Origin of the sequence: Pseudoalteromonas sp. BSi20439 (genome assembly GCF_000241165.1) — a bacterium.
Lineage (GTDB): Bacteria > Pseudomonadota > Gammaproteobacteria > Enterobacterales > Alteromonadaceae > Pseudoalteromonas.
On the sequence record NZ_BADW01000210.1, the window covers coordinates 1 to 14,848 of the forward strand.

12 protein-coding genes and 1 pseudogene are annotated in these 14,848 nt (G+C 40.6%); 12 read left to right on the forward strand and 1 reads right to left on the reverse strand.

Features of this window, described 5'->3' with window-relative positions; genetic code table 11:
• Window positions 1-77 precede the first annotated feature (77 nt).
• The 7 genes from P20439_RS15730 (at window position 78) to P20439_RS15760 (ending at window position 8,523) form a co-directional block, all read left to right on the forward strand.
• Complete coding sequence (locus P20439_RS15730) at window positions 78-1,055, forward strand: calcium/sodium antiporter (protein WP_008468262.1); 978 nt, start codon at window positions 78-80, stop codon at window positions 1,053-1,055.
• Complete coding sequence (locus tag P20439_RS15735) at window positions 1,055-1,900, forward strand: mechanosensitive ion channel family protein (RefSeq protein ID WP_008468264.1); 846 nt, start codon at window positions 1,055-1,057, stop codon at window positions 1,898-1,900. Before P20439_RS15730 ends, P20439_RS15735 begins: the two co-directional genes overlap by 1 nt.
• 2 nt (window positions 1,901-1,902) lie before the next feature.
• Entirely contained in the window at window positions 1,903-2,919 is a 1,017-nt protein-coding gene (locus P20439_RS15740) for an FAD:protein FMN transferase (protein WP_008468266.1), read from the forward strand.
• Window positions 2,920-3,185: 266 nt separating this feature from the next.
• Entirely contained in the window at window positions 3,186-3,749 is a 564-nt protein-coding gene (locus P20439_RS15745; RefSeq protein ID WP_008468268.1) for a recombinase family protein, read from the forward strand.
• A gap of 3 nt (window positions 3,750-3,752) precedes the next feature.
• Entirely contained in the window at window positions 3,753-4,193 is a 441-nt protein-coding gene (locus tag P20439_RS15750; protein WP_008468269.1) for a hypothetical protein, read from the forward strand.
• The gene (locus P20439_RS15755) at window positions 4,190-6,364 is read left to right on the forward strand and encodes an AAA family ATPase (protein ID WP_008468270.1); all 2,175 of its coding nucleotides are present in this window, start codon (window positions 4,190-4,192) and stop codon (window positions 6,362-6,364) included. Before P20439_RS15750 ends, P20439_RS15755 begins: the two co-directional genes overlap by 4 nt.
• Before the next feature lie 512 nt (window positions 6,365-6,876).
• A complete protein-coding gene (locus P20439_RS15760) occupies window positions 6,877-8,523 on the forward strand; it encodes an EAL domain-containing protein (protein WP_008468271.1) in 1,647 nt (548 codons plus the stop codon).
• A gap of 13 nt (window positions 8,524-8,536) precedes the next feature.
• On the opposite strand, the gene P20439_RS15765 is transcribed toward P20439_RS15760, so the two are convergent.
• Window positions 8,537-9,445 (reverse strand): 1-aminocyclopropane-1-carboxylate deaminase/D-cysteine desulfhydrase, encoded by a 909-nt coding sequence (locus P20439_RS15765; protein WP_008468272.1) that lies wholly within the window; start codon window positions 9,443-9,445, stop codon window positions 8,537-8,539.
• 335 nt (window positions 9,446-9,780) lie between these two features.
• Here P20439_RS15765 and P20439_RS15770 point away from each other — a divergent pair, with 335 nt between their 5' ends.
• The 5 genes and pseudogenes from P20439_RS15770 to P20439_RS15790 all read left to right on the forward strand — a co-directional run bounded on the left by P20439_RS15770 (window position 9,781) and on the right by P20439_RS15790 (window position 14,848).
• Window positions 9,781-11,787: a formylglycine-generating enzyme family protein gene (locus tag P20439_RS15770; RefSeq protein WP_008468275.1), complete on the forward strand. Its 2,007-nt coding sequence runs from the start codon at window positions 9,781-9,783 to the stop codon at window positions 11,785-11,787.
• 135 nt (window positions 11,788-11,922) lie between these two features.
• Window positions 11,923-12,966 (forward strand): rod shape-determining protein, encoded by a 1,044-nt coding sequence (locus tag P20439_RS15775; protein ID WP_008113726.1) that lies wholly within the window; start codon window positions 11,923-11,925, stop codon window positions 12,964-12,966.
• The gene (gene mreC, locus P20439_RS15780) at window positions 12,966-13,808 is read left to right on the forward strand and encodes a rod shape-determining protein MreC (protein WP_175611398.1); all 843 of its coding nucleotides are present in this window, start codon (window positions 12,966-12,968) and stop codon (window positions 13,806-13,808) included. The genes P20439_RS15775 and mreC overlap by 1 nt, the downstream gene beginning before the upstream one ends.
• Window positions 13,801-14,280, forward strand: coding sequence for a rod shape-determining protein MreD (gene mreD / locus P20439_RS15785; protein ID WP_008113730.1), 480 nt, complete (start codon window positions 13,801-13,803; stop codon window positions 14,278-14,280). The genes mreC and mreD overlap by 8 nt, the downstream gene beginning before the upstream one ends.
• Window positions 14,280-14,848 (forward strand): annotated as a pseudogene (locus P20439_RS15790) (nucleoside triphosphate pyrophosphatase). The gene mreD and the pseudogene P20439_RS15790 overlap by 1 nt, the downstream one beginning before the upstream one ends.

A 14,848-nucleotide genomic window follows, 5' to 3' on the forward strand; every position in this document is an offset into this window, starting at 1 on the left:
TGCAGCCTTATGTGGTTTATCGAATTGTACTGGCAGCAATAATTTATTTTGTTTTAATGAACTGAGGAATAATAAAAATGACTTTAGCGATATTAGCCATTTTAGGTGGCTTTATATTATTAGTATGGAGTGCGGATCGCTTCGTTGAAGGGGCTGCGGCTACCGCAAAACATGCGGGTATGCCACCGTTGTTGATCGGTATGGTCATCGTCGGTTTTGGTACGTCAGCCCCAGAAATGGTGGTATCGGCAATGGCGGCATTGGATGGAAACCCAGATTTAGCACTTGGAAATGCTCTGGGATCGAATATCGTCAATACAGGCTTAATCCTCGGTGTTACTGCTTTAGTGGCCCCCATTGTCGTCCATTCGAAAATTGTTAGAAAGGAATTACCGTTACTGTTTGTAATCGGACTCATATCTGGGGCTTTGCTATGGAATGGCTCGTTGAGTCGTGTCGAAGCAATCGTGCTGCTTGTGGGCTTCTTCGGGTTAATAGGTTGGACAATATTCACTGCACTTCGTGGTCGAGGAGATGCGCTTGAAGCTGAAACAGAAGCTGAACTTGTTGAGCATTCAATGCCTCTTGGTCGAGCCATTTTCTGGTTAGCATTAGGGCTTATCTTACTGATTGTTAGTTCTCGCATTCTTGTTTGGGGGGCCGTATCGATTGCCCAAACATTAGGTGTTAGTGACTTAGTTATTGGTTTAACTATCGTTGCTTTAGGTACTTCGTTACCAGAACTTGCTGCTTCTGTCATTGCAGCGCGTAAAGGAGAACACGATATTGCTATAGGTAACGTGGTTGGCTCTAATATGTTCAATATTTTAGCCGTGGTGGGTATTGCTGGTGTTATTTCGCCAATGCCTCATATCTCTGCCGAAGTATTGACACGAGATTGGCCTGTAATGATGGCAATGACGGTGGCACTTTTCGTTATGGCTTATGGTTTTCGCGGACAAGGGCGCATTAATCGGGTTGAAGGAGCGCTGCTACTTACAGCTTTTGCGGCCTATAACACTTGGCTTGTGGTCACGGTGACGGGGATTTTTTAATGAGTAATCTTGCATTATTTTGGAATAACCACTCTGAAGCAATTCTTAATCTGGGCTACCAAGGCTTACTCGCAATTGGCATTCTAATTACCAGCTCCTTAATAGCTAAAACTATCAGACGTAGCATCTACCGTACCAATGAACGATTACAAAAGTTAGATGCAACACTTATACCTATTTTCGCAACTGCTGCGGGTTATGCAGTTTATGTCATTGCTGGTGTGTTTATTCTGGATATTTTCGGGGTAAACACCGCAAGTCTAATCGCTTTAGTAGGTGCGGCTGGCCTCGCTATTGGCTTGGCGCTAAAGGACACACTAAGCAATATTGCTGCCGGGATAATGTTATTGATTTTAAGGCCGTTTCGAACAGGTGAATTTATTGAAGTCGCGGGGACAATGGGTACGGTGCGAGAAATAAATTTATTTGCCACAATTTTAGAAACAATAGATGGTCTATATATTGCCTCTCCAAACAGTGTCTTGTGGGGTGCCAGTATTAAGAACTTCACACGCAATGGCAAACGTAGGATGGATATAATCGTGGGAATTTCCTATTCCAATGCCATTGACCAAGGTTTTGAAGTACTTCAACGTATAGCTGAAACGGAAACACGCCTACTGAAAGACCCTGCTCCGCAAATTATGGTCGCAGCAATGGTAGACAGTGCTGTCAACATACAGCTTAGAGCGTGGGCAATGAATGATGATTACTGGCAGACTTACTGGGATTTGAATAAACGTGTAAAAGAATCCATCGAAGCGGCAGGCTTAACCATACCGTTTCCTCAACGAAGCTTGCATATTATCAGCGGCACGGAACGAATCGCAGATAGGGTTGAATAAAAGTGAAGCAATATTTAACAATTATAGCCGTAATCATTGGATTAAGTGCCTGCTCAAAGCCAGCACAGGTTGAGGTGCTGACAGGGCATGCTCAGGGTACAATATGGCATGTTTCTGTGTGGCATCACGGTGATAAAGCGTTGAGTGAGTTACGTCACAACATTGAAACTGAATTTGCACGATTGGATAAGGCGTTGTCGAATTACCGCACAGATTCAACCATTGAGAGCTTCAATCGCTCAATTACATTGCAACCTGTTGTTGTGGGTGACGAAATTCCAATGCTGGTCACAGAAGCAAGAGTAGTTAGCGAGGCGAGCCAAGGGTGCTATGACCTAACTATTAAACCTTTATTCGATGTATGGGGTTTTAAAGGTGATACTCTTACGCCTCCTTCATCAGAGACCCTATCAGAACTCAGTAAACACCTTGGTTTTGATAAATTAAGCGTAACGTCAAATACACAACTTCAAAAAAATGATCCGAGAGTAAGTATTGACCTTTCGTCTATTGCCCAAGGCTACAGTGTTGGGCGAATTGCTAAAGTGGTTGAAGATATGGGCATACAGAACTATCTAGTAGAAATCGGTGGCGAGCTGCAAACTCGTGGGCGTAAACCTGATGGTTCTGCGTGGCGCATTGGACTGGAAAGACCTTTGCCGGGCGGTAGAACGGTGCAAAAGACAATCGTTATCAATCAAGATAAACCAATTGCAATTATGACTTCTGGAACATACCGTCATTACTTTGATGACGCTGGTAAGCGATATAGCCATGTACTGGATGCCAGAACTGGCGCACCTGTTAAACATAATACTGTTTCCGTCACTGTTATCCACGACAACCCAACGCAAGCAGATGCGTGGTCTACCGCATTGTTGTGTTTGGGGGTTGAGCAAGGTATGGAAATTGCGCGACAGCATGATATTGCGGCTCTTTTTATTAACGTCAATTCGGATGAACTAGTGGAGTCATCGACTGAAGCATTATTTAAACTGAAAAATATTCAGTTTAAATAATGGAAGGCAATACGTTTATTGGTAGTTAAACTAACCTCTGATAAATCCTTGGTTTATTCTAAATTTTAATTTATGTACACATGGTGAGATCAAGTCACTTTTGTAATTCATCACTTCATTTATTTAAACTCTGTAAAAGTGCAGTTGCGGACTAATCTTTATTTTTGTTTTTAGTTCATGAACTAAATATTTATTTTCATAAAAGGTTTATGCGAGTCCTGCCTTGAACTAAAGTTATAACTTAGGTTCACGTAAAGAGGCTGGAGATGGCGTTAATAGGGTATGCGAGGGTTAGCACGCAGGAGCAAGATCTTGAAGCTCAAGTTGCAGCATTAGAGCGTCATGGCTGCGAGAAGATGTTTTCTGGCAAGCAAAGCGGTAACTCTTTGGATAATGTAAAAAAACTTGACGATCTTCTCGACTACATCCGTGAAGGAGATGTTGTATGCGTTACGAAGCTTGATCGTTTGGGGAGAAGCCTCAAAGGGATCATGACCGCAATAGATGGTATCCATTCAAAAGGTGCTGCTCTTACAACGCTTGATGGAGTTATTAACAGTGCGGATGATTCGCCTTTTGGAAAAGCTGTTCTTCATGTTATTGCCGTTTTTGCCGAATTAAACAAAAGCCTAATCATCAAAAATACGACTGAAGGCCGTGAGCGGGCTATTGCTCAGGGGAAGCATATGGGCAGGCCAAAGACTATTTCTGATTCGGATAGGGAAAAGATCCGAAAGTTAGTGCAATCAAAACAGAAGTCACAGAACCAACTCTCAAAGGAGTATGGCGTTAGCAGGACGACGATAAGACGCATCGTCGAGGGGAGTTAATACATGAGTAAAGAAAGAGGTCAACGTAACAGAGACTTATTCCTTGGCTGGGTGGCTGAAATGAAATCAAAAGAGTTGCCTAACTGGTTGGATTATTGGCATGGCGATACGTTAAGTCCCAAAAAAATTGCTGATGAGCTTGGTTTTGATTCCTCTGCATTTAAGGAAAAAAGAAATAAAAAGCTCTTTGATTTGTTGCAAGAACTTAAACAAGAACTTGCTACCTCCGGTGTGTACCAGCAACGTAAGAAAAACCTGCCTCTCGATAAGGAGATCATTGATGTATCGAAAGAAACTGACGAAGACATCAAAGATAGCGCTAAAGTCAGAGACCTAAAAAGAACAAACCGAAGACTACAAAACGAAAACGCTAAGTTAGCTGCCGAAGTTGCCAAGCTATCTGAATTTAAAGATGTACTGATTGAAATGGGCTTGTGGAAATGAAGAGTAGTGCTTATCTGGTAAGGATCACCAGAATATACCAGTACCACCCGGATAATGTCCGGCTGGGAGCTGTTTTTGTTAACCACAAAGCAGGTGCGCATCGTATTGAGATTCTGACTACTCAAGAAAAGTTAAATATTGATCCGAAAGTCGGGCAGCAATGGAAAATTCTCAAAGAGCAAAATTTCAGTATTAGGCAACAACAAGTCAGTACGGGGGGTTATGTTGATGTCTGGCGCTTTATGGAGCCGACACTGAAATGTGTTATGCCTGATAATGGCCTTGGCTTTGTAACTTTTTTAAGCACTGAGAAAACGTTTGAAGGCATAGGTAAGGTAAGCGCACAATTTCTTTGGAATGAATTTAGAAGCGATATATTTAACATACTTGAATGTGATAAATATGCGCCATACGAACAAGACCAGTCAATAACGAATTTTCAAGCTGTCAGGAATGTTCTGCTTGGTGATAAAGCCGTGCATGGATTATGGGCTGGCTATAAAGAGTATTCCAACTTAAAACACTCAGCTCAATTGGTTGAGTGGGAAATAGAAGCCCCTATCCAGCGGCAGTTGTTCAGATTTGCAGATCAGGATGCGATCAATTTTCTTACGCAGAACCCATACCGCTTATTTTCACTGGGGATGCGATTTAACAAGGTAGACGCTATCGCTCAAAAACATTTCGGTATCAAACAGGATGATGAAGTCAGACTGGTAGCAATCGTTGAACAAGCATTGAGATTATGGAGCGATCAAGGCAATACGGTTGCGGATTGGCAAGATATTGAATTGTATGTTTCTAAGCTGTTGAACAAAGACCAACGGCTAGTTGCAAGGGCAAGTGAGCTAGATGGCGATATCATAGGATTTGTTAAGCAAAACAACCAATATTATGTTTCAGGCAATTATATATTTGAGAAAACGATAGCCAAGCGTTTTGGTAACCTCAGAAAATCAAACAACCGTTGGTCGAGCGAGTTGGAAGATGCATTCAGGACCTCGTTCCCTGCCGATTGGCCCATTGAAAAAGCACAAGAACGTGCCGTAAGGACAGCATTAGTCAGTCACGTCTTTGCGCTAACTGGAGGAGCTGGAACAGGTAAAACAACGACTACTAAGCTTATTGTAAATGCTTATCAAAAATTAGGTTATACGATATACCCCGTTGCGTTATCTGGGAAGGCAGCCCGTAGGCTTCAACAATCAATCGGTAATGAAACGAAGACGATTGCAAAACTGTTACGAGAAACTGATCTTGATGAAGATAAGGCGGTACTGCTTGTGGATGAAGCCTCTATGCTGGATGCATATACCATGTGGCGTTTGGTTACTTTGTTTTCTGATAAGGTTCGAATCTTGTTAATTGGTGATCCTTATCAGCTTCCACCGATTAATGCGGGTTTCATTTTAAATGATGTCATTAAAAGCGGTGTAATAAACCATGTAGAACTTGATGTCGTGAAACGACAGGGGGCTGATAGTAGTGTGCCTGCATATTCCAATGCTATAAGGCACGGCATAATGCCAAAGTCATTAACTACCGCTGATATTACATTCCAAGAATCAACAGGCGATATTCTGCGAGATGCAGTGACTGTATATTCTGAGTATGACAATACCATGATAGTTGCTCCTACCAATGCTACAGTTAGAAACGCAAACATTATGCTGCAAGATGCAGTAAACCCTGATGGTAAGACTCTTGACCTTACGGATATGCCAATTACTAAAGGCAGCTACGACTTTAGAGAGGGTGATCCGGTTGTTATTACGTTGACTAGTTATAAAAACGATTTACAGAATGGAACACTGGGTGTCATTAAGAGCGCTGAACCTACTGAGGATTATGCTTGTGTCCTTGAGCTTGAAGACCTCGATGAAAAAGGTAACAAACGTTTATTAGAAGTGGACTGGCAATTATTTGAGTATATCGATCTTGCTTACTGCTTAACCTTACATAAATTGCAGGGTTCACAAGCTCCAAATGTCATTGTGTTGCTTGAGCGAGGAAGATTACTTGATCGTAGTTGGCTGTATACGGCTGTGACAAGAGCAGAAGATAAAGTACATATTATTGGCACGGAAGCAGCTTTTCGATATGGTGTTAACAAGAAAGGAGCGGTTGATACTCGTAAAACCGCCTTGGCAGAAATGTTGAAAAATGTTTAAATTTAACCGTAATTGGTATAAAATAGCGTAGTTAATCTACATTTTTACTTTTTAATGTTTAAAAGTTAATTGGGGTCACTTGGGTGAAACCATTGCTAATAAAGGGTGTTGTTACTGTACTGACCCTGAATTTATGTATTTTGTCTTAGATAAGTGTTTTAAATTTCCAACTTTTTAGTTTAAAAAGTTTTAAAAAATAGCCCTGAGTAATCAGGGCTTTTTTATTGAGGCTATTTACCATACCTTTCGCTTATCTTTAAATGAGTGAATAGCTCTCATTAAAAATTTATACATTGTTTTAAGGTTTACAAAGCATAGCAACGTCAATCTGTTTAATTTGTAACAAGCCTCCTACCTGTGCCGATAAGATGCAGCTATTACTTATGACTAAATATAATGTTTATAAACATTAAGTATTAATAATAAAACAGCTACTAAACTTTTATGATTGGCTTGTGCAATTGCAAATAGTAGACAACACTTTAATAACTTATTTAATGAGCGGGTAAGTTATGAAAGCCAGTCAGTCTCAGTTTACCAATTACGCTAGTGTCTTATTTTACGCTCTGTGTTTTATGCTATTTGTTATTTTTAATAGTGGTTTGAATTTAATTTTACAATATCAAAATGAGCAAGCAGGGATAGTACTCGCTAAGCAACTGCAGCAGCCGCTAATTAATAAGCAGCAGCTTTTGGCAAATACACCTTTTACTCTCGCCCCAGATAAAGTTTCTGTTTATGTAAAGCAGCAAAAGCATTATTTCAGCGCTAATTCTAAAGGGGTTTTGTTATATTCATGGCCCACTTGGTATGCTTATAACCACCTGTTTATAATAATGAATTTATTTATTTTGACTATTGTTTTTGCTGCTAGGCGCTTTATATTGCTTAAAGCGACGGTAAATAGCTCAGTGCCGATACAGCGCAAGCAAAACGATGACCATAAAAAGGTGTGTCATACGCCTAAAATAAAGTCCCCACAACCGGTAATAGAGATCGCAGCGAAGGAGTTTAAAACAGCTGGCTATAATATATTTGCGCTTATTCAATGTGAATGCCACTTTGATACAAACACAGACTTACAAGCGACTCTTAAAGTATTACTAGCAAAAGGCTTTACCAATACGGCTGCAATATCCGTTAAATTGTTAACCGCGGGTAATTTTGCTTTTACTTTCAAAGGGGTTAGTGCGATTGAGAAAGCAAATTGTGCTAAACATTTACATCAATGCATGCTTAACGCAGCCCATATTTTAGCTCCTAGAGTGACTAAAGAGTGTATAAAATTAGGTGTGTGTACTTACTACTCGAATGCTGATCAGGTAATGGTGTATCAGCTTGCCAGATCGTCACTCACACTATCAATGCAAAGTAGAGTGAAGCATTATCATCAATTGGCACTCAATTGCAATCACCTTAAGGTGGCTGATGAAAACTTGGGCAAGCAGGGAATTGAAAAGCAAAAATTAGCGATTTTATTTCAACCTGTATACGAGTTGGATAGTGGCACTATTGTTAAGCATCATGTTTTAATTAAAAGTAGCGATAAGGCAAATAAACAACTATTGAATCAAGAATATATCAGTCAGTTTTACAACGAGGGTGAGGCGTTAGTGTTTGACCAGGCAGTTGTTATGCAAGTTAAAAAGCTGTTGCTAATAGAAAAGTCATCGTCCGTTGTTAGTATTAAGTTACATCCTAAAAATTGGTTTAATGGCGAGTTTTGGTGTTGGTTAAGTGCACATACGAGTGACTTGAAAAGCCTGCACACTTTACAGTTTTTGATAAATGAAGCAGATTTTTTAAATTGCCAAGATCGATTGCAGGTCGCTTTTTCGACCATAACAGCGCTCAACTTTAATATCGTTATTGATGAGGTGAAAAGTAGTAAGAGTATTTTTAATTTCACCCATAATAAGCAAATAGCTGGGCTTAATTTGGCCTTTGAGCTTGTTCATGGAATAGATCATAATTATTTACAGCAGAAGTCGGTCAGGGGAATTGTGCATATTAGTAAATTATTAAGTTTGCCAGTGGTGGCCTCGAGCGTAGAAACATACCAGGAACTACAATTTTTAAAAGTGATAGGTGTTAGCACTGCACAAGGGGGATATTTTTCTAGATTATTACCCGACTACACTCAAGTTGCATTTCATTAGCTCTGTTTACAAGTTAAACAAGTCCACGATATTTTAGCCCATCTAAACCTTGTAGCCCCCCTGTATGAATGGCAATAATTTTGCTGCCTGGGGCAAAGTAATCATTGTTTATGAGTTGCCAAAGTGCGTACATCATTTTACCGCTGTAAATAGGTTCTAGTGGTAATTGATATTGCTGCTGCATATACTGGCAAAACTGCCATAGCTCAGTGGTAAAACGACCATATCCGCCATTGTGAAACTGTGTAAGTAACTGCCAATTACTTTGTGATTTTGCTCGAGGACTAAGAGCCCGTATTTCATCTCGCAGGTAGTCGGCTTGCTTTAAAACAGCAATACCTAATAGAGTACTTTTACTTGAACTGCCCTCTATTAAGCCCGCTAAGGTTCCACCACTACCTGTAGGGCAGATTAAGTAGTCGTGCTCAGGTAAACTTTGTGCAAGTTCTTTACATCCCTCTATAGCAAACTCGTTAGTGCCTCCTTCAGGCAGGATATACGCATTGGGAAATCGGGCCTGCAATGCTGCTAAGTATGTTTTATCATTTCGTTGTCGGTACTCTAATCGATTCACTACATGTAATTGCATGCCACATTGTTTTGCAAATCTTAGCGTTGGATTATTTAGATCAAGCTCCGGACCGCGCACAATTGCGTGGGTTACTAAGTTAAACTCCTTTCCCGCCGCAGCACACGCGTGAATATGATTTGAAAAAGCACCACCAAAGGTCAGTAATTCTGTTTTGCCCTGTTGTTGCATGCGAACTAAATTGTATTTGAGCTTTCGCCATTTATTACCACTGATAACAGGATGCAATAAATCATCGCGCTTAATGCTTAGCGTAATCTTTTTATCTGCTAACAATTTGTTGGTAATTGGTTGCAAATAACTATGTTCATTAATACTGAATGGTATTGGCATTATCACTCTTTTTCATTAGTTACATGATGAATGTGCTGTGTAATAGCGTTATTTTGACTCAGGTTTTATTACTTAAGCAAACTAAAAAAAGGGAATTAGCTGCTAAATTGGTATCTTAAGCGCGTAAAAAACAAATAAATATCGGTGTTGTTAAATAAATTAGCTATTTAGTACAAATGAAACGGTTATTTACTGGCATGAAGCGGGATAATAGTTGTAAACTGAGATAATAAATGAACAAAGCTTGTGTTTTGTGCTTCAAGTACATAGCATAAGGTTTTATTATAAAAAATAATAATAACCAAATAATTGCCGCTTTTTTGGGACTGGAATATATGCGAATTGCTCCTTTATCTCTGTTAATTTCTGCTAGCCTTTTTGCCAGCACAGTATTTGCACAAGATACAACTACTGTAAACAGAATTGAATCAGAGATTAATACGAAACAAACAGAATACACTCGTTCAACAACGATGCTCGATAAATATTTACAAGAAGAAAATCAACTTCAAACCCAACTTGAACTGCTTAGAGCGCGTTCAACACAGCTTGATAAAGAAAAAAATCAAGCGTTGGATGCGATGAATGACATGTATCGACGCTTAATTGATAATCCATCGCTTGATATTACGCAGGCACAATCGCGTTATCAAAAAGCCGTTGTTGATCAAGAACAAAATAAAAATGATATCTCAATGCAATTGGCGGCAATTGCATCCCATCTTAAAGATATTGAGCAAATTCGCGCAGACAAGCATACGCTACAAAACACGCTTGAAAGTTTAAAAGTGCAATACACCTCAGCGCGTGTAGAGCGCTTGCGTAATGAGTTTACCCGCGAGGGAACGCTTGAAGTTGACTATAATATTAACTGTAAGCGCACTGACACCCTTGCAGCATGTGAGCAACGAGCTCAACAAATGGGGTTAAAAAAAGCAACCAAACGTTTCATCGATCAAATATTTGAAAATCTAACAGAAAAACGCCTTGTTGAGCCTAAGCGAGACATGGCAGGTGCACAGGTTCAGATTTTAAGTAGTCATGTAATTAACAGCGCGTTTAGCGGCCAAGGTAATTACAATGTAAATTTAAGCGTGACCATGCGTGGTGATGTAAACAGCAGCCGTTTGTGCCATTTATTAAGCGTTAATAACAGTTTTTGTTCAGAATATGGTACGCCGCTAGCAAATACTTATCAGCCAAATTACGGCGCTACTTTTTCTGATAGTCAGTTAACATTCAGTGATAATGCGGATAATAAAGCGGTCGCTGTTGTTGCAAAAACAGTTAATAAAAAGCCTAAAGTGGTCGCTGAACAAAAGAAAGCCCAACTAGTTCAGTTAACTTTGCGCTCTAACGTACATGGCGATGAAGTATTTATTAATGACATTCGTGTAGGCTCTACTCGTTTAGTGACAAATTTACCTAGTGGTTTACATAAATTAGAAATACGCAAAGAGGGTTACGTTCCTTATAAAGCGCGTATTGACTTAAAAAAGACACGTACACTTTTTGCTAAGTTAGAAAAAAAGTCAGAGTCGATTGCTGCACCGACTAAAAAGCGAGAGCAAATAATACAAGCAGATTGCCCTAAAGGAATGGAAGTTGATACACAGCCACCAACAGTGGATTCGTCGGCCGTAATCATTCCTGTTGGCACATTCAAAATGGGCGACATCAACGGCAATGGACTGGAAAATGAACGTCCGGTTGTTGAAAAAACGATTAGTGAATCGTTTGTAATGCAAAGCAAAGAAGTGACTGTTGGCGCCTTTGAAGCGTTTGTAAACGAAACGCAATATAAGACTGAGGCTGAAAAAGGCAAAGGTTGCGCTTATTACCTAAATGGCGAACCCGTTTGGGAAGCAAACTTAAATTGGCGCGCTCCTGGGTTTGAACAAACGAATGAGTTTCCAGCGGTATGTTTGACGAAAAATGACGCCACGGCTTACGCAGAGTGGTTTTCTGATAAAACTGCGCAAACGTATCGCCTACCTACTGAGGTTGAGTGGGAATATGCTGCGCGTGCAGGCACAGATACTGAGTACCCTTGGGGTAACGAAATTGGTAAAAACTTAGCTAACTGCGGTTGGTGTGGTAGCGAATGGTCAAACAAACGCACCGCACCGGTAGGGTCTTTTTCAGCAAATGCATTTGGCTTATACGATACCGTGGGTAATGTATGGGAATGGACTAGTAGCACAGGGAATAAAAAAGATGCCGTTGTTCGCGGAGGCGCATGGAATTTTGCACCTAGCCTTGCTCGTGCCTCAACGCGTTTAGTTTTAGCACCAGACTTTAGAGCTAATTACATCGGCTTTCGCTTAATGAGCGAACGATAATATTTAGTGAGGAAGCATACGCTTCCTCTTTTTAATGATTACAAAGACGGTTGCGCTTTACATTGCTCATTACATTGAGAATGTTAAAGTAAGCGCAACTACAATAAGAACGAATTTCAAAGGTCATCCAGCCTCATGTTTAAAAAACTCCGTGGTATTTTTTCAAACGATCTGTCGATCGATTTAGGTACAGCTAACACACTAATTTATGTAAAAGAAGAAGGGATTGTATTAAATGAACCTTCTGTTGTTGCTATTCGTCAAGAGCGTGCTGGTGGCCCTAAAAGCGTTGCTTCTGTAGGTACAGAGGCTAAACAAATGTTGGGGCGTACGCCAGGTAACATTAAAGCTATTCGCCCAATGAAAGATGGCGTGATTGCTGATTTTTATGTCACCGAAAAAATGTTACAGCACTTTATTAAACAAGTGCACAACAATAACTTTATGCGACCAAGCCCACGTGTACTTATTTGTGTACCTTGTGGTGCTACACAAGTTGAAAAGCGTGCCATCCGCGAATCAGCAATGGGTGCAGGCGCTCGTGAAGTATACTTAATTGAAGAGCCTATGGCTGCTGCAATTGGTGCAGGCTTACCGGTATCGGAAGCAACGGGTTCAATGGTTGTTGATATTGGTGGCGGTACAACTGAAGTGGCTATTATTTCACTTAACGGTGTTGTGTACTCATCATCAGTGCGTATTGGTGGCGACAAGTTTGATGAAGCCATTATTAATTATGTACGCCGTAACTTTGGTAGCTTAATTGGTGAAGCCACGGCTGAGAATATTAAACACCAAATTGGCTCTGCATTCAAAACAGATGATCCTGTGGAAATAGAAGTACGTGGTCGCAACCTTGCAGAAGGTGTTCCTCGTTCTTTCACTCTTAACTCTCATGAAATTTTAGAAGCATTACAAGAGCCGCTAATGGGGATTGTAAGCGCTGTTATGGTTGCACTTGAGCAATCACCACCTGAGCTGGCATCTGATATTTCAGCGCATGGCATGGTATTAACTGGCGGTGGCGCATTACTAAAAGATTTAGATCGTCTACTCATGGAAGAAACAGGTATTCCAGTGGTTGTTGCTGATGATCCACTTACCTGTGTTGCTCGTGGCGGCGGTAAAGCGCTTGAGATGATTGATGTGCACGGTGGTGACGTTTTTAGTTACGACTAATGAAATCAATGTTTGAAAAAACGGTATCTCTGCAACTGCGACTTTTTGTCGCAGTGCTTTTGAGTATCGTATTGATCCTCGGAGACAAGTTCACGCAAGGTGGTGAGAATATTCGCACCAGTTTGAATACCTTAGTTAGCCCGCTCATTTATGTTGCCAACCTGCCTTACGAAGTATTTAGTTTTAGCGCTAAGAGCTTACATACCCGCGAGCAGTTGCTTACCGAGAATGAAGCCCTGAAAAAAAAGCAAGTATTGCAGAGCGAACAAATACAACAATATGAATTCTTAGCAAAAGAAAATCAAAAACTACGAGCATTAATGGGCTCGTCTTCAAAACATTCAAATCGTAAAATTATTGCTCAAGTGCTTTCTGTTCACTCAAATCCTTATAGCCACCAAGTGGTGATAAATCGCGGTACCACCGATGGTTTAAGTGAAAGCCAAGCGGTGATTGATGATATGGGCTTAGTGGGGCAGTTGACTAAAGTGGGCTCAACCACCTCTCGGGTGTTATTAATTACCGATACCACCCATGCTACGCCTGTGCGTATTTTACGTAATGATGTGCGAACAGTGGTTGAAGGTATAGGTAAAATTAACGTATTGAAGCTGTCACATGTGCCGCACAGTTTAGATGTACGTATTGGCGATGTATTGGTTACATCTGGCCTTGGTGGCACGTTTCCTGAAGGCTATCCGGTAGCGGTGATCACCGAAATTACCCGTGATGAAGGCCAACCTTTTGCGCAAGTATTTGCTGAGCCGATAGCTCAATTAGACCGAATTCGATTATTAGTGGTGTTATGGCTAAATCAGCAGGAGTTGATGGGAGATGATTAACCGTCAAATGCTATTAATTGCATTGAGTATTTTCTTTGCATTGGTAATGGCATTGATGCCGCTACCCTTTTCACTTGAACCATTTCGCCCTGATTGGGTGCTGTTGGTGCTTATGTACTGGTCTTTGGCTTTACCACATCGTTTAAACATAGGTACGGCTTGGGTTGTTGGATTACTAATTGATTTAGCGACTGGCTCTTCTTTAGGTGTAAACTCATTAACCTACTCGGTGTGTATTTTTGTTACGGCAAGTAACTTTCAAAAAATTCGCAATTTTTCATTGTGGCAACAAAGCCTTTTAATTGGCTTATTCTTAACGCTTTACCATTTGATGCAGTTTTGGTTAAATCATTTTTTGCTTGGCGTTTATTTTAGCCCACATTACTTATGGCCTGTATTAACAGGCATGTTGAGTTGGATATGGGTATTTTTATTACTTAGAAAATACCGTAGACACTTTAGGATCAGATAATGACTTGCGCAGTATATTTAGCCTCCGCGTCTCCCCGTCGTAAAGAGCTTTTAACCCAGTTGGGTATCGAGTTTTCACAATTTAGTGTTGATGCCGATGAAAGCCAGCTTGCTAACGAACTCCCATATGATTATGTCGAACGTTTAGCGCGTTTAAAGGCACAAATGGGCGTAGAACAAGGATATACCGATCGGCCTGTTCTAGGTAGTGATACCGTGGTAGTGATGGATAATCAATCATTATGCAAGCCACGAGATAAACAAGATTTTACTCACACCTTAAAGCGTTTATCAGGGAATACTCATCAAGTGTTAACTGCTATCGCTTTTGCGACACAAAAAAAGTAATGAGTTGTGTTGTCAGTACTGATGTTACTTTTAAAATACTCAGTGATGAAGAAATAGACGCTTACTGGCAAACGGGCGAGCCTCAAGATAAAGCCGGTGGTTATGGTATCCAAGGGTTGGGCGGGCGCTTTGTAACGCATATTTCGGGTAGCTATTTTGCCGTTGTAGGCTTACCTTTATATGAGACAGAACAATTATTACATACATTCTTAAGAGGGTAG